The 24,923-nt window shown below is 44.2% G+C and carries 14 protein-coding genes, 1 other RNA gene and 1 pseudogene; 13 read left to right on the top strand and 3 right to left on the bottom strand.

Going from position 1 to position 24,923, the window contains the following annotated elements; genetic code table 11:
• From nuoE to A359_RS02395, 13 genes are all read left to right on the top strand, one after another.
• Complete coding sequence (gene nuoE, locus A359_RS02450; RefSeq protein ID WP_014888278.1) at positions 1-531, top strand: NADH-quinone oxidoreductase subunit NuoE; 531 nt, start codon at positions 1-3, stop codon at positions 529-531.
• On the top strand, positions 528-1,880 hold the full coding sequence (gene nuoF, locus A359_RS02445; RefSeq protein ID WP_014888277.1) for an NADH-quinone oxidoreductase subunit NuoF: 1,353 nt from the start codon (positions 528-530) through the stop codon (positions 1,878-1,880). Before nuoE ends, nuoF begins: the two co-directional genes overlap by 4 nt.
• Before the next feature lie 95 nt (positions 1,881-1,975).
• Positions 1,976-4,717 carry an NADH-quinone oxidoreductase subunit NuoG gene (nuoG, locus tag A359_RS02440; protein WP_014888276.1) on the top strand — a complete coding sequence of 914 codons (2,742 nt, stop codon included), beginning with the start codon at positions 1,976-1,978 and terminating at the stop codon, positions 4,715-4,717.
• On the top strand, positions 4,714-5,691 hold the full coding sequence (gene nuoH, locus A359_RS02435) for an NADH-quinone oxidoreductase subunit NuoH (RefSeq protein ID WP_014888275.1): 978 nt from the start codon (positions 4,714-4,716) through the stop codon (positions 5,689-5,691). Before nuoG ends, nuoH begins: the two co-directional genes overlap by 4 nt.
• A gap of 14 nt (positions 5,692-5,705) precedes the next feature.
• Positions 5,706-6,248 carry an NADH-quinone oxidoreductase subunit NuoI gene (nuoI, locus tag A359_RS02430; RefSeq protein ID WP_014888274.1) on the top strand — a complete coding sequence of 181 codons (543 nt, stop codon included), beginning with the start codon at positions 5,706-5,708 and terminating at the stop codon, positions 6,246-6,248.
• Positions 6,249-6,258: 10 nt separating this feature from the next.
• A complete protein-coding gene (gene nuoJ / locus A359_RS02425; protein WP_014888273.1) occupies positions 6,259-6,822 on the top strand; it encodes an NADH-quinone oxidoreductase subunit J in 564 nt (187 codons plus the stop codon).
• A complete protein-coding gene (gene nuoK, locus A359_RS02420) occupies positions 6,819-7,121 on the top strand; it encodes an NADH-quinone oxidoreductase subunit NuoK (RefSeq protein ID WP_014888272.1) in 303 nt (100 codons plus the stop codon). The genes nuoJ and nuoK overlap by 4 nt, the downstream gene beginning before the upstream one ends.
• Positions 7,118-8,965, top strand: coding sequence for an NADH-quinone oxidoreductase subunit L (gene nuoL, locus A359_RS02415; RefSeq protein ID WP_014888271.1), 1,848 nt, complete (start codon positions 7,118-7,120; stop codon positions 8,963-8,965). Before nuoK ends, nuoL begins: the two co-directional genes overlap by 4 nt.
• A gap of 102 nt (positions 8,966-9,067) precedes the next feature.
• On the top strand, positions 9,068-10,600 hold the full coding sequence (nuoM, locus tag A359_RS02410; protein ID WP_014888270.1) for an NADH-quinone oxidoreductase subunit M: 1,533 nt from the start codon (positions 9,068-9,070) through the stop codon (positions 10,598-10,600).
• Between the two features lie 6 nt (positions 10,601-10,606).
• Entirely contained in the window at positions 10,607-12,067 is a 1,461-nt protein-coding gene (gene nuoN / locus A359_RS02405; protein WP_014888269.1) for an NADH-quinone oxidoreductase subunit NuoN, read from the top strand.
• A 3,075-nt stretch (positions 12,068-15,142) separates the two neighbouring features.
• Positions 15,143-15,522, top strand: an RNA gene (rnpB, locus tag A359_RS04190) — RNase P RNA component class A.
• Between the two features lie 1,299 nt (positions 15,523-16,821).
• Positions 16,822-17,319, top strand: a complete 498-nt coding sequence (locus tag A359_RS02400) for a TIGR00645 family protein (RefSeq protein ID WP_014888268.1) — start codon at positions 16,822-16,824, stop codon at positions 17,317-17,319.
• 798 nt (positions 17,320-18,117) lie between these two features.
• Entirely contained in the window at positions 18,118-18,303 is a 186-nt protein-coding gene (locus tag A359_RS02395) for a hypothetical protein (RefSeq protein WP_044104536.1), read from the top strand.
• A 955-nt stretch (positions 18,304-19,258) separates the two neighbouring features.
• Here the strand turns inward: A359_RS02395 and lnt are convergent.
• The 3 genes and pseudogenes from lnt to ybeY all read right to left on the bottom strand — a co-directional run bounded on the left by lnt (position 19,259) and on the right by ybeY (position 22,184).
• A complete protein-coding gene (gene lnt / locus A359_RS02390) occupies positions 19,259-20,791 on the bottom strand; it encodes an apolipoprotein N-acyltransferase (RefSeq protein WP_014888267.1) in 1,533 nt (510 codons plus the stop codon).
• 26 nt (positions 20,792-20,817) lie between these two features.
• Positions 20,818-21,667, bottom strand: a pseudogene (locus A359_RS02385) (transporter associated domain-containing protein).
• A 46-nt stretch (positions 21,668-21,713) separates the two neighbouring features.
• The gene (ybeY, locus tag A359_RS02380; RefSeq protein WP_014888264.1) at positions 21,714-22,184 is read right to left on the bottom strand and encodes an rRNA maturation RNase YbeY; all 471 of its coding nucleotides are present in this window, start codon (positions 22,182-22,184) and stop codon (positions 21,714-21,716) included.
• Positions 22,185-24,923 lie beyond the last annotated feature (2,739 nt).

Raw genomic sequence — 24,923 nt, 5'->3', positions numbered from 1 at the left:
ATGCAGAAACAGACAGAAACTCTCCAGCATGCAGGAGGGGGCGTAGATACCAAGACCGAAATATTTGAGCTAAGTCATGAGGAGGGCATAGCCATCGGGCATGAGAGGCTCCATTATGAGGATGCGCGTGCAGTCTCGATCGAAGCGCTAAAAATTGTGCAGAAACATCGAGGATGGGTGCCGGATGGAGCGATTACTGCCATCGCTCAGTGTCTAGGTATTTCCGGTAGCGATGTTGAGGGGGTAGCTACCTTTTACAGTCAGATTTTTCGTCAGCCGGTGGGCCGTCACGTTGTTCGGTATTGTGATAGCGTGGTCTGCTATATTACTGGTTATCAAGGGATTCAGGGTGCTCTTGAGCAGGCACTGAACATCACACTGGGCCAGACAACACCTGATAACAGGTTCACGCTGTTACCCACCTGCTGTCTGGGTCACTGTGATAAGGGGCCAATCATGATGGTGAATGAAGACACCTACTTAGATCTGACGCCTGATGCGATCGTTCTTTTGCTGGAGAAATATCAATGAGCAAGCCCTTTATCCGCACTCCTGAAACGCATCCTTTGACCTGGCGGCTGCGTGATGACCACGAGCCAATTTGGCTTGCGGAGTATCAAAGTAAAAACGGATATGTTGGTGCACAGAAAGCATTAAGCTGTATGGCACAGGATGATATCGTTCGTCTGGTGAAAGACTCTGGTCTAAAAGGCCGCGGGGGTGCTGGCTTTCCCACTGGCCTTAAGTGGGGCCTGATGCCAACAGATTCCGCTATGAATGTTCGTTATTTGATATGTAATGCTGATGAAATGGAGCCGGGGACTTATAAAGATCGTCTGCTGATGGAGCAATTGCCCCATCTTCTGCTGGAGGGTATGCTAATTGCTGCATTTGCGCTGCAAGCCTACCGGGGCTATATTTTCCTACGCGGCGAGTACATCAAAGCGGCAAAAAATTTACACCGTGCAATTGTGGAGGCTACTACAGCAGGATGGTTGAGCAAAAATATTCTGGGGATCGGATTTGATTTCGAGCTTATCTTGCACACTGGAGCCGGCCGTTATATCTGCGGTGAGGAGACGGCGCTCATCAACGCCCTGGAAGGGCGACGTGCTATCCCGCGATCAAAGCCACCTTTTCCCGCCAGCGTCGGCGCTTGGGGGAAACCTACCTGCGTCAATAATGTTGAAACTTTGTGCAATTTGCCAGCTATCCTTGAGCATGGAGTGGGTTGGTATCAAGGCATCACCGCCGGTAAGAGCAAGGATGCTGGCACTAAGCTAATGGGTTTTTCTGGCCGAGTAAAGCATCCTGGTGTCTGGGAGCTGCCTTTCGGCATTAATGCGCGCGAGATCCTCGAAGATTACGCGGGCGGTATGCGTGATGGCCTAACCCTGAAAGCCTGGCAACCCGGTGGCGGCAGCACCGACTTCTTGACCCCGGATCATCTAGATCTGCCGATGGATTTCGAGAATATCAGCAAAGCTGGCAGTCGGCTAGGTACCGCATTGGCAATGGCAGTGGACCACGAAATCAACATGGTGTCGTTAACGCGTAATCTAGAAGAGTTTTTCGCCCGGGAATCCTGCGGCTGGTGTACGCCCTGCCGAGATGGCCTGCCCTGGACTGTCCAACTGCTACGAGCACTAGAAAACGGCAAAGGCCAGCCGGGGGATATTGAAACCCTCGAGCAGCTATGCCGTTTCCTGGGACCTGGTAAAACCTTTTGCGCGCATGCGCCTGGCGCGGTGGAGCCGCTGCAAAGTGCGCTTAAGCACTTCCGCTCCGAGTTCGAGGCGGGGATTAGCACAGAGTTTCTAAGCAATACCCACGCCATAGTGGGCGTGCAGTCAAACTTATTAAAAGCGCTCGAGTCATGATTCAATTGGCCCGTGCGGATCAGGCGGGTGATAAGCGCTTTCCATCCTAACACGGACGTTGATTAACATCCGCTCTTTGCGGACCTAACCTGAGCATGCTAACTTTGGCTACCATTCATGTCGATGGAAAAGAGTACGAGGTTAATAAATCAGACAATCTTCTAGCGGTGTGTTTGTCCCTCGGCTTTGAGATCCCCTATTTTTGCTGGCATCCGGCGCTAGGTAGCATAGGATCGTGCCGCCAGTGTGCGGTTAAGCAATACCAAAACACTAAGGATGCCCGCCGCTCACAGTTAGTGATGTCTTGTATGACACCAGCTGCTGATGGTACCTGTATTTCCATTGTTGATGATGAAGCAAAGCTTTTCCGCCAGAATGTGGTGGAGTGGCTGTTGACTAACCATCCGCACGATTGCCCGGTCTGTGAAGAAGGTGGTCACTGCCACCTTCAGGATATGACAGTTATGACCGGCCAGCATTTCCGACGCTACCGTTTTAGCAAGCGCACCCATCGCAATCAATATCTGGGGCCGTTCATTTCCCATGAAATGAACCGCTGCATCGCATGCTACCGCTGCATCCGTTACTACAAAGATTACACGGACGGAGATGATCTCGGTGTCTATGGTGCCCACGACAATATCTATTTTGGCCGCCTGAAAGACGGAGTGCTGGAGAGCGAGTTTTCCGGAAACTTGGTTGAAATTTGCCCTACTGGCGTGTTTACTGATAAAACCCATGCTAAGCGTTATAATCGTAAATGGGACATGCAGTTCGCTCCCAGCATCTGTCATCAGTGCAGCGTTGGATGCAATACAAGTCCTGGGGAACGCTATGGTGAGCTACGCCGCATTGAAAACCGCTACAACGGTAGCGTCAATCATTACTTTTTATGTGATCGAGGGCGTTTCGGCTACGGTTACGTCAATTTGCAAGACCGTCCGCGTCAGCCTATGCAGCGTTGCGGAGACGCCTTGATCACTCTAAGCGTGGATCAGGCGATCCAGGGTGCTGTAGCTGCGCTGCGCTATGCAGGGGCTACAATCGGCATTGGCTCGCCTAGAGCTAGCATTGAAAGTAATTTCGCTCTACGCGAACTTGTGGGGGAGGAGAATTTTTACGCAGGGATTAGCGGGGGAGAACAGGATTGTCTAGCGCTGATGCTTCATATTTTGCGTAATAGTGGCATCCGAACTCCATCGCTGCGAGAAATAGAAAGTTATGACGCTGTGCTGGTGCTTGGAGAGGATCTAACCCAGACTGGCGCGCGGGTTGCGCTTGCAGTGCGTCAGGCTGTAAAAGGAAAAGCGCGCGTGATGGCCGCAGCTCAGAAGGTGCCTGATTGGCAGATCGCTGCCATCATGAACATCGGACAGAATGCCAAACATCCGCTATTTATCACAAACGTTGACCGCACGCGTCTGGACGATGTCGCTACCTGGAGCTACTGTGCACCAGTAAATGATCAGGCTCGGCTTGGCTTTGCGATTGCTCATAAGCTAGACAAAACTGCACCGGCAGTCGCTAACCTTGATGATTCTCTTCAAAGTAAAGTTGATGTGATCGCACAGGCACTAGCCGATGCCTGTAAGCCTCTGATCATTTCCGGCAGCAACGCCTGCAGCGCCGCGGTGATCTCGGCTGCCGCAAACGTCGCGTACGCCCTAAAAAGCCTCGGAAGCCAGGTGGGGATTAGCTTTATTGCTTCTAGCGCGAATAGTATGGGGCTAGCGATGATGGGGGGGGGCAGCTTAGATGATGCGCTGGCCGCTCTCGAGAAGCGCGCGGCGGATTGCGTGATTGTACTAGAAAACGACCTTTACCGGCATGCACCTGCCTTGCGTATCGATGCTGCGTTAGCCAATGTTAAAAACCTTATTGTGCTCGACCACCAGCGCACTACCTTACAAAACAAGGCTAATCTTATTCTGTCAGCAGCAAGCTTTGCCGAAAGTGACGGTACACTCGTCAATCAGGAGTGTCGGGCGCAGCGCTTCTTCCAAGTCTATGATCCGACGTACTATAATAACAAGGTAGTCATGTTGTCTAGTTGGCGCTGGCTGCATTTAGTACACTCCACCCATTTACAGCGTCAGGCGTCTTGGACCCAACTTGATCATATTATTGATGCTGCTGCGGAAGCGATGCCTCAGCTCTCAGGAATCAAGCATGCTGCACCAGACGCTGGATTTCGTGTTCATGGCCAGAAACTAGCATGTGAACCACACCGATACAGTGGACGTACTGCGATACGCGCTCAGATTGATGTGCATGAACCGCGTGTGCCGCAAAATAAGGACAGTATGTTCGCCTTCTCCATGGAAGGAAATAATGCGCCCCAGGCGCCGCGGCAGCAGGTGGCATTCGCGTGGGCACCGGGTTGGAATTCACCCCAGGCCTGGAATAAATTCCAGGATGAAGTTGGCGGTCATTTGTGGTACGGAGATCCTGGGGTGCGGCTTCTAGAAGAGAGCGAGCACCGGGTGGAGTACTTTAAAGATATTCCACCCGCTTTTACGCTAGCGAAAGACGCTAGCTGGCGCATCGTTCCTTACTGGCACTTATTTGGGAGTGATGAAACCTCACAGAACGCTCCTGTTATCCAGGAGCGGATGCCGGCACCTTATGTGATGATGAGCCGGTCGGACGCCTCTAGGATGGGCATTAAGTGCGGGACATTGCTCGATGTCACCTGTGAGGATATAAAGCTGCGTCTGCCTGTGAAGTTCAGCGATTGCCTCATTTCTGGACAGGTAGGGCTTCCGCTGGGTTTCCCGGGCATTCCTACTATGTTAGCGGGACAGAGGGTGGTGAATCTTCGGGAGGTATCGCCATGAGGTGGTTGATACCAGAAGGCAATGCAATCTTCTTGGAGGTGTTGAAGGCGGTGGTTATTCTGCTACTGGTGGTCACCTGTAGCGCTTACCTAAGCTTTGTCGAACGGCGCCTACTCGGTTTGTTTCAAAACCGCTATGGACCTAACCGTGTAGGTTGGGGCGGATCCCTTCAGCTGCTAGCAGATGTTGTGAAAATGATGTTTAAAGAAGACTGGATCCCGCCGTTTGCTGATACATGTATTTTTACCTTGGCTCCGGTTATCGCGTTTACCTCATTTCTGATTACCTTTTCCATTGTGCCAGTGAGTCCGACTTGGTTAGTGGCTGATTTTAATATCGGAGTATTGTTTTTTTTGATGACAGCCGGTCTAGCGGTTTATTCGGTGCTTTTCGCCGGCTGGTCGAGCAATAATAAATATGCTTTGTTGGGAGCCATGCGTGCCTCAGCGCAGACGCTAAGTTATGAAGTGTTCCTCGGTCTATCGTTGCTTGGGGTGGTGGCACAGGCCGGTTCATTCAATCTTACCACGATCGTTGAGGCGCAGGCTTCCCTATGGAACGTGGTGCCACAATTCTTAGGTTTTGTCGCCTTTGCGATGGCGGGCATCGCGGTATGTCACCGCCACCCCTTCGATCAGCCAGAAGCCGAGCAGGAACTGGCTGATGGGTACCATATCGAATACTCAGGCATGAAGTTCGGTCTGTTTTTTGTCGGCCAATATATCGGCCTCGTGACCATATCAGCTCTGATGGTGACGCTATTCTTCGGTGGTTGGCAGGGACCGTGGTTGCCGCCATGTATTTGGTTTACAGTAAAAACCGCTTTTATTGTGATGATTGTTATTCTTATTCGAGCAGCGCTACCGCGTCCACGCTATGATCAAGTCATGGCGCTCGGCTGGAAAATTCTCCTGCCTCTTACGCTGCTCAACCTGTTAGCGACTGCAATAATCATTTTGTACAATGCGCACTAAGAGATCAATTAATCATGACGTTAAAAGAGTTAGTGATTGGCTGCGGAACCACGTTGCGCAGCATCTGGATGATAGGCAGGCAGGCATTTAACAAGCGTGAAACCCGCATGTACCCGGACGTGCCAGTCAATCCACCGCCACGTTTTCGCGGCCGTATTGTACTAACGCGCGATCCTGATGGAGAGGAGCGATGCGTGGCGTGTAACCTGTGCGCGGTCGCTTGCCCAGTGGGCTGTATCGCACTACAAAAAGCAGAGAGAAAAGACGGACGTTGGTATCCGGAATTCTTTCGTATCAATTTTTCGCGCTGTATTTTCTGCGGTCTATGCGAAGAAGCCTGTCCTACCACTGCTATTCAACTGACCACAGATTTCGAGATGGCCGAGTTTAAGCGCCAGGATCTGGTATATGAAAAAGAAGAATTGCTAATTTCGGGTCCAGGTAAATATCCGGAATATAACTTCTACCGCATGGCTGGTATAGCTATTGCTGGCAAGGAGAAGGGTGAGGCGGAAAACGAAGCCAAACCTGTCGACGTAAAAAGCTTGCTGCCCTAAGGAGAGCAATATGGAACTAGCGTTTTATCTGTCAGGCTTCGTCGCAATTTTAGCAACATTACGTGTCATAACCCATAACCAGCCAATACATGCATTGTTGTATTTTATTATTTCGCTACTAGCCATCGCTTGCGTATTTTTTTCGCTAGGTGCCTACTTTGCTGGTGCTCTGGAAATTATCATTTACGCTGGAGCTATCATGGTATTGTTCATTTTCGTGATCATGATGCTCAATACTAGCGTTAGCCATGAAAAACAGAAAAGTCGCTGGTTTCGGCCTCGGGTCTGGATCGGACCGGCTATCTTGTCGCTAATCCTACTAGCAGTGCTGGTGAATGCACTATCTTGGATCAACGCTCAAGGCATGTCGGGGGAAATTATTACACCTAAAACTGTCGGTATAGCTCTTTTTGGTCCTTATGTGTTAGCCGTGGAGCTCGCTTCAATGCTCTTACTAGCCGGGCTTGTAGGCGCTTTTCATTTGGGGCGACACGATCGCGTCAATCTCCAGGCGTTGTACAAGGAGGCGAATAAGGTAGATACGATCAAGAGCGACAGGGAGGGGAATACATGATCCCGTTATCACACGGACTCATTTTAGCTTCTATTCTGTTTGTTCTGGGCCTAACGGGTATGATGATTCGCCGTAATCTCCTATTTATGCTTTTAGGGTTGGAAATCATGATAAACGCCTCAGCCCTGGCATGCGTTGTAGCCGGAAGCTATTGGAACCAGGCGGACGGGCAGGTGATGTATATCCTCGCCGTGACTCTAGCCGCTGCCGAGGCCAGCATCAGCCTGGCCCTGCTCCTGAAATTACACTATCGCTACAAAACCCTAAATATCGACAGAGTCAGTGAGATGCGCGGATGAATATACTCTATTTAATTCCATTGTTCCCTCTGATGGGTTTTCTTTTTATGGTGTGCCCCCCGGCACGCCGGTCTGAAAGTTTGGCAGCAATAGTGGGTGTTGGGAGTATCGGAATATCGGCCATGACCACGGTTTTGGTGGGACTAAATTTCATCCTTGACCAAGGCGAAGAGTCATCGGTTTTTTCCCAGACGCTATGGCACTGGATGATGATTGGCGATTTTCTCATTCCTATTACACTCAGTCTTGATGGCCTATCGCTGACGATGTTGTCCATCATCACTGGTGTTGGGTTTTTTATTCATCTTTATGCTTCATGGTACATGCATGGGGAAGAGGGGTATGCTCGCTTTTTCGCCTATACCAATCTGTTTATTGCTAGCATGACCTTACTAGTACTGGCAGATAACTTGCTGCTAATGTATCTCGGCTGGGAAGTGGTCGGGCTGTGTAGTTACTTACTGATAGGCTTCTATTACAGCGAGTCGAAAAACGGTGTAGCAGCTATGAAGGCGTTTATTGTTACACGTATAGGGGACATCTTACTCGCATGTGCGTTGTTTATTTTGTATGACCAGCTAGGGACGCTTAATTTTCACGAGATAACGGTATGCGCGACTGAAAAGCTGGGGGAAGACTCACCGATGATCACCTTGGCAACCCTAATGCTATTGGGCGGCGCAATAGCAAAATCGGCTCAGCTGCCGCTACAAACTTGGCTGCCTGATGCAATGGTCGGTCCGACCCCGGTATCGGCGTTGATACACGCTGCCACCATGGTGACCGCCGGCGTGTATCTTATTGCTCGTACCCACGCTCTATTCCTTATGGCTCCGGTGGTATTGCATGTGGTTGCGATTATCGGGACAGTCACGCTGCTCCTGGCTGGGTTTTCCGCCCTAGTACAAACCGATATAAAGCGGGTTCTGGCGTATTCCACCATGAGCCAGATCGGCTACATGTTTCTTGCCCTGGGCGTTCAGGCCTGGACCGCTGCCATTTTTCACCTAATGACTCACGCCTTTTTCAAGGCCCTGCTATTCTTGTCCTCCGGTTCGGTGATCGTCGCGTGCCAATACGAGCATAATATTTTTAAGATGGGCGGTTTGAGAAAATCTCTTCCATTAGTCTATATTTGTTTTCTGGTCGGGGGTGCGGCGCTGTCGTCACTTCCGCTCGTCAGCGCCGGTTTTTATTCCAAAGATGAAATCCTCTGGCGGACCATGGTTAATGGGCATGACGTGCTAATATTGGCTAGCCTGATGGGGGTTTTCTTGACCTCGCTCTATACATTCCGCATGATCTTTATCGTTTTCCATGGTCAGGCGAAAATACATCCCCATGCCTGTCGAGGAGGCATCAGTCATCATCTACCACTAATCATACTAATAATATTGTCCACCTGCATTGGGGCGTGGATCACCCCCCCGTTATCAGAGGTTTTTCCGGCTAGCGAGTGTAGTCATGAAGGCAAAGTGGCGTTCGGTATCATCTCGGGCGCAATCTCTATCATAGGAGTTGTCCTGGCAGCAGGGCTCTGGCTTGGTCAGTCTCGTTTACTGACAGCTATCTCCGCCAGCGCGCCGGGACGTTTCTTCACAATCTGGTTGTTGCACGGATGGGGGTTCGACTGGCTTTACGATAAGCTCTTTGTCAAACCTTACTTACTTATTGCGCAGTTACTGACGAGTGACCCCCTTAACGCACTAATGACTCTTCCTGCTTTCCTGGTGCGCCGGGGTGGGCGGATCCTGACGGCGAGCGAGAACGGAGAGGTGCGTTGGTATGCGATCTCGTTAGTTATAGGGGCAATTTTTGTGCTAGCAATGTTAACGTTTATCTAAGTACTCTGAGCTTCATTTCCTATTTAGAGTGACACGGTCAGATAAATATTGCCCCTGTAATATGAAAGTTAATTGATTTTAGAATGAGGGACGCAAAACGCCATGCTATTACCTTGGCTAATTCTTATCCCCTTTATCGGCGGTCTGTTATGTGTAACATGTGAGCGTTTCGGTAACGGAGTTCCTCGCTGGGTCGCCATGATTGCTATGGGGTTAACACTAGCAATTGCATTACTGTTATGGAGGCAGAGCTGCTACATAGTAGCTATTCCCCGCGGGGCTCTGCAATGGCAGGAAGAGTATCTTTTCCCTTGGATTCCGCGATTTGGCATCAGCGTCCATCTAGCCCTTGACGGTTTATCACTTCTTATGGTGGTGCTTACTGGGATGCTTGGGACGCTGGCTATTCTTTGCTCCTGGGAAGACATTCGGCGCCATCAGGGGCTCTTCCACTTTCACTTGCTATGGATTCTGAGCGGCGTGATAGGCGTGTTCTTGTCTATCGACATGTTTCTCTTTTTTTTCTTTTGGGAAATGATGTTGGTACCGATGTATTTTCTCATCGCGCTTTGGGGGCATAAGCCCTCTAACGTTACAGCCCGCATGGGCGCCGCGATAAAATTTTTTATTTATACTCAAGCAAGCGGTCTGGTAATGCTAGTGGCGATTCTTGGGATAGTGCTAGCGCACTATAACGCTACCGGCATCTGGACTTTTAATTATGAAGACTTGATGCGCACTCCAATGTCGCTAAAAATAGAATATCTTTTGATGCTTGGGTTCTTTTTTCCTTTCGCCGTCAAAATGCCTGTGGTGCCCCTGCATGGCTGGCTTCCTGACGCGCATAGCGAGTCCCCAACCGCCGGTTCGGTCGACCTATCGGGGATTTTGTTAAAAACTGCTGCTTACGGCATGTTGCGATTTATCTTGCCGCTGTTTCCGAATGCCTCGCAGCAGTTTGCCCCGATCGCTATGTGGATAGGGGTGGGGAGCATCCTTTACGGCGCCTGGATGGCCTTCTTGCAAAACCACATCAAGCGCCTTCTTGCCTATACCAGTATCTCCCATATGGGCCTCGTGCTGATTGCCATCTATAGCGGCAGTCAGATGGCCTACCATGGGGTGGTGGTGCAAATGATCGCTCACGGCCTCGCGTCTGCTGGCATGTTTATTATTTGCGGTCAACTGTATGAGCGGTTATATACTTGGGATATGCAGGAAATGGGGGGGCTATGGAGTCGGCTGAGACTGATGCCCGCGTTTTCGTTATTCTTTGCTGTTGCAATGCTAGGCATGCCGGGTACAGGAAATTTTGTGGGCGAGATTACTATTTTATTCGGTAGTTTCCCGGTTGCACCTGTAATTACGGTGATTGCTGCATTCGGTTTGGTATTCGCATCGATTTACTCGCTTACTATGATACAGCGCGCGTATTACGGCCCGGCCAAATCCATTGATCCGCTACCGGGCATGACTTTACGAGAACGCTGTATTATTGTTTTTCTGGTTGTGATGTTACTACTGCTCGGGTTCTTTCCACAGCCAATTATGGATACATCGTCCAGCGCCATGAGCAATATCCAGAAGCGGTTCTCTGCCGCCGACGGTTTTACTATTTCAACGACAAGGACGTAATTTTTCATGACAATTACTTCTCAAGAACTGATCGCATTATTACCACTTTCGCTTATCGGATTAGCGGTAGTGTTGCTGATGCTATCTATTGCATGGCGCCGAAAGCATTTTTTTAACGCAATGATAACAATCATTGGGCTAACTTTATCACTGCTGTCGCTGTGTTTCTTGGCAAAGTTTGACTCAATAGACGTGACGCCGCTAATTAGAATCGATGGTTTTGCCAAATTCTACACTAGCCTGGTTCTGATAGCTAGTCTGGCTACAAGCGCGCTATCCTACGCCTGGCTGGAGGGATATCCGGGAAATCGTGATGAGTTTTATTTGTTATTATTGCTTGCTGCAATGGGGGGTATCCTGCTTGCCTGCTCCAATCATTTAATATCTCTATTTCTTGGTGTTGAGCTGATTTCGCTTCCGCTATTCGGGATGGTCGGTTATTCTTTTCAGAATAATTGCTCTCTAGAGGCCGGCATCAAATACACTCTTTTGTCAGCTGCTGCGTCATCATTTTTGATTTTTGGTATAGCGCTGATATATGCTGGTACCGGAGAGCTGTCTTTCACCGGCGTTGGTCAAGCGCTTCAGGATGCGATGCTGATGCATCCTGCCATGATAATAGGTTTTGGGATGATGATCGTAGGACTCGGCTTTAAGCTATCGTTAGTGCCGTTCCATCTCTGGACCCCGGATGTCTATCAAGGTGCGCCCGCATCGGTGTCTGGATTTCTGGCCACGGCCAGTAAAATTGCGATTTTCGCAGCGGTGGTGCGCTTTTTCTTTTGTACGCCGGTGACCGCCAGCGAACCGTTGCGGTTAGTGCTGACTATTATTGCTTTTGCCTCCATGTTGTTCGGAAATATGATGGCGCTTAACCAAAATAATATCAAGAGGATACTAGGCTATTCGTCTATTGCTCACCTAGGTTACCTACTGGTGGGCTTGATCGCAGTGAAAGCCCACAGCACTCTAGCCCTGGAAGCTATCGGCGTTTATCTCACCGGGTATTTGTTTGCAAGCTTGGGAGCTTTCGGCGTCGTGAGCCTACTGTCTAGTCCTTATGCTGGCGAGGATGTAGATTCACTGTATGCCTACCGTGGTTTATTTTGGCATCGTCCAGTGTTATCATCAGTACTAACAGTCATGCTGTTATCATTAGCTGGCATTCCTATGACTCTTGGTTTTATCGGGAAGTTCTATGTTATTGCGCTCTGTGTTCATAGTCATCTTGCTTGGCTAACGAGCGCTGTAGTAGCCGGAAGTGCAATCGGTTTATGTTACTACTTGCCTATCATGATTAGCCTATACCTATCCCCGAAAGAACAATGTTGCCATGCTGTTCCTGGCAACTGGGCAAGGAGCATCGGGGGTATGATGTTGTTGATATTCTCCTTCTTGGTGCTGGTTTTAGGGTGGTACCCAAAGCCACTCATCATGCTGGTGCAGTTGGGAAAGGCTGTTCTTTAACTCTCGAAAGAGCGCGCTAATTAGGTCATTTCCTCCCTAGACTAATTCAAGAGTTTCAAGACATCAACAATAACTCACGGCTGAGATTAAACAATGTGCTGGATAGTCATATACAGATCTGATCCTATGGTTTTAATCGACAAACATTTTATATAGACACTTAACTATAATGTAGTTGGAGCTATTGATACAGTAGAGCATTGCTTAGTGTAACTAGCCGGATGTAATAATCTATCATCCAAAAGCTATGTTTATAGATTTAAAAAATATCTTACATAAACTTAAAAACAAAAAGAATTTTTATAGAGTCTTTTCATACCTCAGGTAGTAATATGAGTGATATCTGAGTTTTTATGTGATAACAAGTTTCAAAAGATAGAGAAAGTGTGATTATTGCATGGCACATCAAAGAGTGGTTTTGTCTTTTTTACAAAAGATTATGACCGTTATCGTTATGCGCGATGAAAATTTTTTTGAATTAATAGACTGCATTTATTTAGCGTCGTAAATGTGCGTAATTTCTTTAACATAACACGATCTTGATTGAATCAAGAAGAACTTGAAACATGGTTTTGTTGTTATCTGAAGTTAGTATTATATGACATAAAAGGTGTGTGTTCTTAAAAATATTCAAATCTTATGATCATATGCTATGTAATATAATTAAGAATTCATCTATCTTGAGCGTTGAGTTTACTGCAAGTGATTGTTTTAATTTAATTATGTTTACTTTGTCCTCTAGTTGAAGGGCTTTAATCGATGCATAGAATAAAAACTTCCAAAGACTAAGATGATGCTTCAGTAGTATTTTTGGTATTAAGACGTGCATTGCAGTCTGTAAGATGAGACGGTAATTTAATGAATGACTCAGACTATCTTGTTTGCCATTTAGAACATGATATGTTCTTGCATTCTGATGCTCAGAGTAGAAGATTTTTAATTTTTTTACCAGTCAGAAATTTTGATTAGTAGTTTTAAATAGAGCGTTATGGTAGAGATGTCTCTCGCACGTACGGTTATCTAAAATATTACCGGATTTTCTAGTAACCTTGAGTCATTAAGGTTTGTAGATTCAGATTGAAAGTAATCATTTTAAAAAAATAGCATAGCACGATAAGTGCATGAGGCGTCATTCTTTATCTACTAATACATGGTGTTGCTTTATGTTGAAAGCTTTTCTACAGCATATTCTTAAACTTCCCCCATTCGTTTTTTACTAAAAAATCTACGGTCGATACGATCAATAACTAAAATAGGTAATTCTATCGTAACTTGAATATTTTCATTTTTTTGCCTAAAAAGAATAGTTACAAGGCTCTATGATAGATTGCAGAAGATTTTTATGGTCTCGCGTGTACCGTTTCCTTATCAGGACGTATGCTGTGATTGTATGTTGAATAGTAAAACACTTAATAAAAATGATAAAAACCAACCTAGTGATACAATAACGCTAATAGGCACTTCTTGAGCCTTAGGTATCTGTCTGAAGACAGTATAAAATAGTAGAGAGTTGTTCTACGAGAGCCTTTATTCCTCTTATTTGAGCGTAAGATTTTGTAGAGTGCTGACGGCCGGCGTACCGATGTGATCGTTATATAACTAAGCTATAAAGTTTTAAAAAATAGCACTCTAATCATATCAATATGGTTTTGCTATATTTCTTTTAAGCGCAACGATAAAAATGTGATCGAACTTTCGATAAACTTTTCTTTAAGACCCCCTTGACTTCTTTAGAGTGCGGGGGTCTTAAAGAAAAGTTCTCTGATTATACGTGAGGGAGCGCTTTTCCGACTTGCTGCATAAGACGATCTAGTTCGCTTAACTATTCTCAATTCTCCATTCGTGAGAAGGACAATTTAATCGATCAGCTCATCAACTGATGGGTTGTAAAATATAAATTTGTAAGAGCTCTAATTTCAGGCATATGCGCGTCAGCATTAATTATCATCTAGCGGCTGTGACTTAGATAAGATCTGAACAAATATTCCTTATGCTCTCTATTTAGAGAAGCATATTTATATATGAAATGTAAAACAATGACCTTAATCTAATGAGCAATTAGTATAGTAGAGATCATACCGATTATAGAAAACGCTAAATAGCACAAAAGCATGCTTTACTATGATTAAAGAGATTTTTAGTGACGTGTCGAGATACGAGCTATCGATTTTCTGTAAAGCACGAGAAAAGTAATTGACGGTCAATAAAGAGTAGGGCGGTGACCAGTCCCTGCTCAAAACTTAAAGCCTTCGAGCTGATATTCAGCATCAAGGTAAAATTAAAAGTGCTGGAGTTAATAAATATATATTAGCATCAGGAGTCTTCGTTAGCAACTAAATACATAGGGTGAAATTTTACTATATCTAAAATTTTTATGTTGAAACTCTTTTACATCACATGGTGAATCTTAAGTTTTTTAACAACCAAAGACTGTCTAGTAGACATTGTTACAGCAATTCTCTATGTATTACCAATTACCAACAACCTTCCGGAAGTCCGATATCTTCGGAGGCTTGAGACTCTTACCGCACGTTGATCTTATCAACGCTGAGAATACCCATTAAACTAGTCACTTTTTAAAAATATTTTGTTATATATGATATATTTTTGAAAAATTTTTCTATAATCAACAGAAAACTCAGACATAACATGAGTTTGACCTATAGTATAAGACAAAAAGAGTATAAGACTGGTCTAGAGTGTGAGCACCTAACTCATCAACGATCCAGGATAGCATTGCTGGGAAAAAAGATCGGCTATGAAGTCGCATGCTCGCGTTGAGCTCTGCTCATTCGGCGGTCTGTAAACACAGGACCATGTCTAAACTGTGAGTTTCGAAGTTCTGCTCGGGCATGAGTCTGTCTTGCCCATCTATAAAGCAGGAGGCGTGTCTTGATTCCTCTAGTTTTAGAGAAGTAAAGACGCATTAAAGATAAAACCACAATCAGGTTAATTAACCTATAGCTGTTGCGCAGCTTTTGGCATAGGTCGCAAGGCAGTACGCGTTATTGCAACTTGATCGTTAGAGCGTAATCTTAGGTGACAATCGTAGAGTAGTGCCCTATACTCCTCTTAGGAGTTGACTAGACAGTCGCCGCTTCGTCTTAATCCTCGCGAGGACAGAAAAGAACAAGGGGAGGAAAGTCCGGGCTCCATAGGGCAGGGTGCCAGGTAACGCCTGGGGGGCGAAAGCCCACGACAAGTGCAACAGAGAGAAGACCGCCGATGGCCTGCGAAAGTAGGATCAGGTAAGGGTGAAAGGGTGCGGTAAGAGCGTACCGTACGCTTGGTAACAGTGCGTCGCAAGGTAAACTCCACCTGGAGCAAGGCCAATAAGGGGTTCGCCTGGTACGGCCCGTACTGAACCTGGGTAGGCCGCTTGAGCTAGTGCGTGAGCACTGGCCTAGATGAATGACTGTCCACGACAGAACCCGGCTTAACGGTCAACTCCGTTCTTAGATTAATGCTATATAGCATTCTAGTATATTTCCTCTTAGCTCAACTGCAATGAATCAATAAAGTAGAATGCTATTCTGTGATGTGGTGTTACCAGAGAATACTTTTTATTTCTTCTGTGTGTTAGTTATCGGATGAAGCCTAACGTGATACTCGTAGCGGTGTATTGAAGACAGTAGAACCTTTAACTAACATATAGAAGTTAATGTTTTTTGACGTGTTATGGCTCGGCTCAGACAGCTAATCTCATCATAAAAAGTTAAGATATGTTATAGCATCGGCCTTAATGTTTTTGTTACAGGAGTATAATAGACGTTATTTCTATCATACTTTTTAAGTAAAAATTACTCATCCCTGAGCAAGGAAACATATAATGTCAGTCAAATTCATACTATAAGGCTAAGAAGCGTATAACAATGACCTCTTAAATAAAAAAGATGATATCTTTGGAAAAGATTACGTTATTACGAGGGAATGTAAAGTAGTCTTTGACTGTAATAACTATCTTGTTAGCTCAAAACATTGTTCAGTAGCCAGAGTAGTTTTAAATAAAAACACATTCTGCTATCGGGAAGAATGTAAGAGTATATTGCTACAACTAAACATTATTAGGGTAGGTCGTATCAGAAAATGATACACCTGCGATAATAAAGATCTGCTTTAAATACTGCTATAGCAGCATAGGACTGCTGTTGGTCATTTAATACACTCAAAAGTCATCTGAAGCTTCGTCATGATTATACTAAAGGTATAACAAAGCAAGCATGATTTCGACTGTCAAAAGACAGAGCTAATTATACGTATAAGCATATTAAATAAGTATGCTATATGCAACAAGCGCTGACTTGTTCTAGCTTTTTTATATAAATCATAATATATTCAATTAATGATGTCAGATTGAGTTATGGGTAGCTTACCCACCTTTTCTATCAGAAAGTCACGTGGCCTGAAGTTTTTTTATCGTTTTATAACTCAGTAATCTTATGCTCTGGCATCAATAAAAGCCATATATTGAAGTAACTTCAGTGCGCTTTCCTCATAATTACCTAAAGACTTTTTGTTTTAAAAAAAAGATTTTATATAATGTATAATGTTTTAAAGGCAATAATTCAAACGCATTTTTATAGTTAAAATATAGTTATTATTTATGCATAGGCATATAGACAAGTCTAACGCTAGTTGATACAGAAAAGCATTAGGGGAAATTGCCTATGTTCTAATTGAACTAGTTTGCTAAATACTTTTATACTAATCTTGATTCCCATGATCTTGATCTTGTTTATAACTAAAGAGTGATAATGAAAAAGTATATTGAAAGGATCACTTATGCATCTAGATGGCTTTTATTTCCTGTCTACATAGGCCTGTCGTTTGGATTCATGTTACTTACTGTGAAGTTTTTTCAACAAATATTCCATATTATCCCTGAGCTTTTTGCAATACCTGAGTCAGGATTAATACTAATAGTTTTATCTCTTGTTGACATTGCCTTAGTGGGCGGGCTTTTAGTTATGGTTATGTTCTCAGGTTATGAGAATTTTATTCTTAAAATGACCGTAGATGATCAACATCAAAAACTAAGCTGGATGGGGAAAATGGATGTTAACTCAATAAAGAATAAAGTTGCCTCTTCGATTGTTGCCATTTCCTCTGTACATCTATTAAGAATATTTATGGAAGCAGAAAAAGTACCGGATAATAAAATTATGTGGTGTGTCATCATCCATTTAGCTTTCGTTATCTCTGCGTTTGGCATGGCGCATATCGATAGAATGAGTAAAATTTCACAAAATTAAATAGTTATGTGCGATCATGATAACATTAACAAATCGCGGGCCTCGTCTTCGCACTAATGAGCACGTTGCCTTAACATTAGATTGTATTATCTTAATTGTGCAATATAAGCATTTAGATGTGTTGTACAGAATCTCTGCTTCCCCCCAAAAAAAGGGGGGAAGCAGAGATTCTTGTGCTCATCGAGACTATTTATAAATAAACGTTGACATACAACTTAATGACGACTCAAGATTTTGAATGAGAAATATTATCAAATACTTATCTCCTGCATCAAAAAATTTTTATTTTTTACAGATAATGTAATAATCACACTATTGCTTTTGCGTGTTTCAAAATTTATGTGCATCAATAAACATCAAGAGTAATGGGTGATATATTCTAAAGAGATAGAGAAAACCTTCCCTATACGGTATAGCTAAATAATTTTTACTACTAAAATAAAGCCAGCGCCACTGTGGTAGATGACATAAGGCTTTAGTTTTTTCTAATAAGGTTAGGGAGCCAAATTGACTGGAAGTGTAAATTTATCGCGCTTCAGTGAATCGACACTGAGTATTTTCTTCACAGAAAAACTAAAACAGTATGATCAGAATATAAACGTAACATGCGGTAAAATTAACTCTTGAGTTATTTTAGAATGATTTTCTAGTTTTTGGCGAAGAACAAGCAAAATAAGATAGTATGCTATTTATAAAAAATAGACCATAACATCAAATCCATATAGCAGTTTATGGCGTGAAAATAAGATGATCTATGCGGAATGATCATATAAACGTATCGTGTACGCGCAATCTCTAATGGATGTAATTAACCATGCATTAACCGATAAGTTATCGTATGGACGACTGATCACAATGATGATGAACGTGTTTGTAATAACACTGGTTAATGAAGTACATAAAACCTGGTCGCCTTCAATGGCGAGAGACGTAATCTTGACCTTCCTCGGGCTTGTTCAGCATCAAGATCAGCAGGCAGCTTAAAATCAGCATCTATAGACGGAGTAGTAATGCCGTTCCTGGAAAGTAGGTTATCACTTTTTTTTAATTGAGTGAGCATGATGCTTGTTGATCATGAAAGGAGATCAGGCAATGACTCAAAGTGTGTAAACCCATGATCGTACTAGCAATGCTGCTTATAGTCGAAGCGCATGAAGCAAGTTTGGCGCATAATATCTCTCAAGGGCTCTTACTTCATAACTTTTATATTGTGATCAGTAATAGACTCACGAAGTCTATGGCCTAAATGTTTTATTAAATAGCGATTAAGCGCCTTGCTAGCAGCTAATGCGACTTATCTATACGACTTTCTCCAATTTTACCCCGTAAAGCCTCAGAGAATAACAAAAGCTCTCTTTCACCATCATTACACCGCGGTTTCTTGTCTTGACCTGATGAGAACAACAGCAGCCTGAGACATATCGTCTAACAGAGAGTCTCTCTATTTAACATATGGAATAGCTAGCTCATCTATTTTCTGAGGCAGGAGATCGCGTTGCTCGAGGGTGTTCTTGTCAGTAGACAATTGAATAGGTGTATGCCATCTCGCTATAGAGATCGTTGATTGTAATGAATGTAGTGCGCTAATGGCCATAATGCGCGGAATGTTTATGTATGTACGATATCCTCTATAAAAGGTAAGTTCTGATACTCGTGTAGTATGACTCTAGCTAGATTCATTACTTTTTATATTACTGGTCGTGTGCTATATATTTAATATAGTGCCACCATAATGAAAAGAAAGCCGATGCATTTTGATGTTCAGCGGAATGGTATAGATTTCAGCCCCTCACATGGAATGACCATTACATCTCACTGCATAAGCTCTACTATCACCACGATCGATCCTATAAATCTCTGCCATCATTAATTATTAAAATCGTAGAGTGTAATTAAACACATCGCTGAATCACCCCTCATGAAGCAACATGATAAGTCTTTAGGAGGCAGGACGACGTTCAAGCAGCATAGCGATCAAGCCAGTTACTAGTGTCATAATCCAGAGCGGCCAGGCCCCGGCGCGGGCATAAGGGGTAACCCCGCGCGTTGGTGTGACGCGGACGCTGAGTACATCACAAGTAAATTGAGGCAATTGAGCTTGCGATGTCCCATCAGCGTTGATAACTGCGGTGATGCCGTTATTAGTGCTACGTATCAGCGGTCTCCCAAGCTCTAGTGATCTCATTCGTGCCATTTGGAAATGCTGCCATGGGCCTATAGAATGACCAAACCAAGCATCGTTGGACACGGTTAGAAGGAGGTCAGTATCCGGACGGAAATTATCCCGAACCTGCTTTCCCAAAATAATCTCGTAGCAAACGGTCGCGGTAAGCTTCACATCCGCCACCTTCAGCTGCGGCTGTAGGTATGGCCCTTTGCTGAGGCAGGACATGGGCAGATTAAAGAGCGGTGCGAGCGGGCGGAGAAGACTTGGAAACGGAACTGTTTCACCGAAAGGCACTAGGTGATGCTTGTTATAGCGATCTTGAGAGGGATAATGGTAAGGTATTTTTGCACCTAAGACTACGATACTGTTGTAATAATCATACCCGTATAGAGTGGGCCGTGCGTCAATAATGCCAGTGATTAAATGAGTTTGACATTGTAGTAATGTTTTGTCGAGTCTACTTAGAAAACCATTCTGGGTAATTTCAGCGAGGGGAATTGCCGATTCTGGCCAGATGATTATCTTCGCCTTACCGAGAGCCGGCAAGGTTCTCTTTAAATAAATATTTAACGTTGGCTCCACCTGAGCAGTGTCCCATTTTATTGACTGTGCAATATTACCCTGAATTAGCGCCACGTCAATTGCGCGCGTCGGCTGAGATTCGTACCATTGCAAAGAGCGCAGCGGCCAGGGGAGGAGCAAGAGTGCTAGGGCGCTGAACGTTGGTAGAGGTTTTTGCTTCGCTATTCCAAAGACCGCTATGCCGCTTATCATCATTAAAAAAAAGGTGATGGCCTGAACACCTAAAAGCGGCGCGATGCCTTTTAGCGGCCCATCAATTTGACTGTAACCGAATTCCAGCCAGGGGAAACCTGTCAGTATCCATCCGCGCAAAAATTCAGTGATCGACCATAGTGCTGGTGCACCAAGAGCCAGCCGAAATAGACTTGTACGTTGCCATAGCAGTGCTAGAAGGGCAGAAAATAGCATGGGGAATAGCGCTAAATAGCCAGCTAGCAACGCTACCAGTCCTACATGTATTGGACAAGGCAAACCGCTGAATTGTGCAATGCTTATGCCGACCCAGTTAACGCCGGTGCCAAAAAAGCAAAATCCCCAGACAAAGCCAAGCCAGCCTGCCTGCCGGCTACTGCGGTTGAGCGTTACCGCCAACAGGCCGCTGAGAGAAAGAATAGCTACTGGCCACAGATCATAGGGGGAAAATGCTAGTGTGCCGCTGGCACCGGTAACCATCGCAAGCAGGATGCGGAGCTGCTGGGGCATAGAACGTGGAGTGATGTCCATGTGGAATAGCCAGCTTTTATAGTGTGTTAAAGTGTATGCTTTGGTATTTTGACATGCATCTGGATAATGCGACGGTTGTCGGTTATTGCGGCTGTGAAATGATCGCCCTTGATATCGATAGCCTCACCATGTTCGGGTAAACTCCCACAGAGTTGCATCACTAGACCTCCTATGCTATCCCACGGCTTCGTCACTAAAGTGCGTCTTGAATTCCTTATAGGAGTCAGGTCCCAGAGAGTGCAGGTTTGAAGGTTCAGCTGGAGGATATTCCGCTCTTTCTTATCATCGTATTCATCCTCAATCTTGCCGACGATGAGCTACAAGATGCCTGCAATAGTAATTAGGCCAAAGACGCCCCCACATTCATCTATGATGATGGTCATAATGAGATAACATGTGGATCGGAACTCCTTAAGCATGAGATCGACCCGCTTACTTTCCGGAACTACTAGCACCGGCATCAGTATCCGCGAGATGCTAAAGAGGTCTTTGTAGCTCAGCATAAATGGTAGTAAATTTTTTGCCAAGAAGATTCCGTCTACATAATCTTTATCTTCGTTCATGACCGGAAGTCGGGAATGGGTTGATTAGACGATTATGCTAAGATATCCTTTTAGGGATTGGTGTTGCTTCAGCATGATAATCTGTGAGCGGGGATCATGATACCCCGGGCCCGCTTATTAGCAATATCGATGACTCCTTCTAGTATTTTGCATGTGTCGGGGTCGATTAGCTTATTATGTTTGTAATCCCGAATCAGCTTCAAAAGCTGGTCACGATTTTTTGCTTTACCGTGAAATAGTTGATGTTTCATCAAGGAAAAAATTTCTTTTTAGAACTGATGCGGCCATTGGACTGAGAGTAATCATTGTTCATAGCGTTTAGTTATTTTCAGTCTTTCATAATTAAAGGGAACAAGAGCTTACGTTTCTTGTTCCAAAAGATAGGGGTCTGGGTAACTAAGTTTTTGCATTATTATTGCTTCCATTGATTCCATCTCTAATGCTTCTTGATACAAGATATGCTCATACCCTAGTAAATGCAGTGAACCATGGACAACCATATGCGCCCAATGTGCATTTAACGCTTTTGCTTGTTGTTGCGCTTCACGTTCTATAACTTGGCGGCAGATGACCAAATCTCCTAGCAGTTGCAGTTTAACTTCTGGAGGTGATTCAAAGGGAAAGGCGAGCACGTTCGTAGGTTTGCTTTGACCGCGGTATGTAAGGTTGAGTTCGTGGCTTTCTGCTTCGTCTACTAGACGAACAGTCACTTCCGTGTAGTTGCGAAACAGTGGAAAAACGCCCTGAAGCCAGCGAAGAAAATCTTTCTCGTTAGGTAGATCACTTGTATTATGACACGCTACCTGCATGTCTAGTATTACCTTACTCATCTCTTCTGATCTCCGGAAGACAGCATGGCTACGTTTCCCTAGTGGTCCCTCGTTACTCTAGATTGTTAAATCTTTTGGGGCGCGCATAGAGTAGCCCCTTTTTTATGTTTCTGGTTAGCGATCTCATAGGTTTTATAGGGATGGATGAGAGGCCTCCCTATCAAATAAGGGCGCTAAGTGTTTTCTGTTGAATAAAATGATGCCTCGTTCCTCGATGCCTGCTAACGCTTCCCTTTTTTAAGGGACCCTCATTATTCATTAAGCAACTTCTCTCACTGCTTCCTCTCGCGGTTGGTTGCGTCTAAGAGATTATAGCCGATGCATGTCTTCAAGGTAAAAAAATACAGTAAGAGGTCATAAAAAATGACACCAGGGGAGAAGAAGGACATGTTCTACTAACACCTTATAGGAGAGTAGAATAGGTCTGTTTTTTTGCAATCCTTGATTTAGCGAAGTTACGGTCATCGCTTGATAGCGTACACCTGCGTCTCATCTGGCTCATGGATGTGTTGAAGCAAATCTCATGATTGAGCATGCAGGTGATGGATGATATCTAGTGACATGTATGCAGTTTTTCAATCCCCCTTGAATGGGGCACGGTATTTTGTGTTTCGTAATGTGATAATAAACCTAGTGAAATCGACCACATTATCTAACTATTTTTAATATATTACCATGTTAACTTCGCTTTATTTCTAACAGGCGCACTAGATGCTGGATGTTGTCATTAGACAAGTTACCTAGTATCAATAAACCATTGTTGTATATGAGGTCTAGAATTATTTCTTTTTTTCGATACATGCATTCTGTGTCGCTAAAAAATATTATAGGGCTCGCCACCAGTTATAAGCTGAGGCCGGAAACGGGAATGGCTCATAAGTTCAGTGTTGTCATCTTTAGCCTTAAGGGGCGCGAATTTTTTTTACATAGGATTGGTAAATAGTTGACTGAAAGTCACGCTATTGTGTCGCGCTGCAGATAATGCTAATCCTAAGTTACCGTGCACAATGCGCGTATGGGCTTTGATCGTTATTGGCACCCGACCTACTAGCATATTGTTGCTAGACAGATACGGCTGACCACCCAAAGGTTTGGCAAAAAATCTTGACTATGTTAGATAGTGATTTCTGTTGATAGCCCGTTGTTTTTTAGAGAGTTCACAGACGCTAGTAAGATATTAATGTTTAACCGTGTGGTAATGCTGAGAGAATGATCGGCTAGTCAATATTTCGGAGCCTATGAGCGTTGCCGTAGCGTTATGTGTTTCTCAATGGAGGGGGTCATGATAGTAATGCGCGCACTTGGTCGTCATGCGATGGTTTTCTGTTTTCTTGGTAGCGTTTATTAAATCTAGCAGAGCCACCCCCCATCATGAAAAGTGCTATAAAGCAGTTAAGAGTATTATTGCATCTTTTATGTATGCAGTTATCAGATGGATAGTGAGTCTACAATCTGCGTTTTTCAACGATATTTTACAGGACTGTCTGCATGCTTTTTTACTTTACCGGCTGATTGCGTAAGGCATCATCTGGGTACTATGGTGAGTGACAGATACATAAGTTTACAACTTGAGTTACGGAATGCTTTTAACCCCACTTTGATGAGACTAAATAACCCTTGTATTTTTTAGAACTTTAGTGATGACTATCCAAGTCAATAAGATCTTGTCAATCTCCTTTAAGAGATGTCGTTCCTGTCTCGTTAGCATAGATAAGTGATTCATACGTGTTTTTAAAAACTCCCTCTAATTGAGGCAGCTCTTGTACCTACGCTCGTAGATGATTGATCATTTTTGGTTTTCTGTAGAGTCTAGGCATTGTAATGCATGCACTGCGCTGAGCTTTTGATAATAAAAATTTTTTTAACAAACCTTTACATAACTAAACATGTGCATGGCTCTATTGATCCATAGAATGACTACATGCGTCATGTTGTGAATGTTCAGTAGATATGGTTCTGCATTTTAGGGTTGCTTTTGATGTCATACAGAAAAAGTGCATGATTTTACTTCATATGCGTGACTCAGTGCCTGGAAAAATACAAGGCATCACCATATCTTACTGGCTGCAGTAGGAGTCTACTGATTCAACATAGCTCTATCGGCTTATATAAGCTTATGTCACGATTATGCCGAATTTAGGCGATTTAGTATTCATGCTCGCAGACATTAACCCAATAATCCTATCAAGCACACCGAATGACGCATAAAAGTATCATAAAATTCGGCATAACACATGATTACAAGTATGTTTTCGACATTAGCTAGCGTTAAACCATTAGCCGTTCTAAAGGCATATTATGAATAGAAAGTGATTATTCCCTTTTAAGGTTATATGAGGGTAGAAAAGTTCTTTTGAGCAGCGTCAATACTATCCTCATGGTAGATGAAAAATTGAAAGTATACTTAAACGATCTTTGATCTCGAGAGTATTATAGCAATCTCCCCTCACTATGGGAGCGGAAGCACATCGTACAGGCAAGATTTAAATCTTTTCAAGCTTGCGTAGAGACGTAAATCTCTTGGTCGAATAGCTTTTGCATAAGTAACTAGCTGAAATAACAAACTTACATCAGTATCCCTGAGGAAAATAGAATCTAGATTCTATTTTCCTTATATTTGATATAGTCTGCGTTTTTCTAGTTACGCATCAGAGAGCCGCGGATCATGATCAGCAAGACGCTAATAAGGGTGAAATATTTTACTGTGAAAGAGCGTAGCAGTATATAACCGCACTGTGA

It is taken from the genome of secondary endosymbiont of Ctenarytaina eucalypti, assembly GCF_000287335.1.
Lineage (GTDB): Bacteria > Pseudomonadota > Gammaproteobacteria > Enterobacterales > Enterobacteriaceae.
Note: the sequence above shows the minus strand (reverse complement) of the source record. Positions and strands in the feature narration are given on the sequence as shown.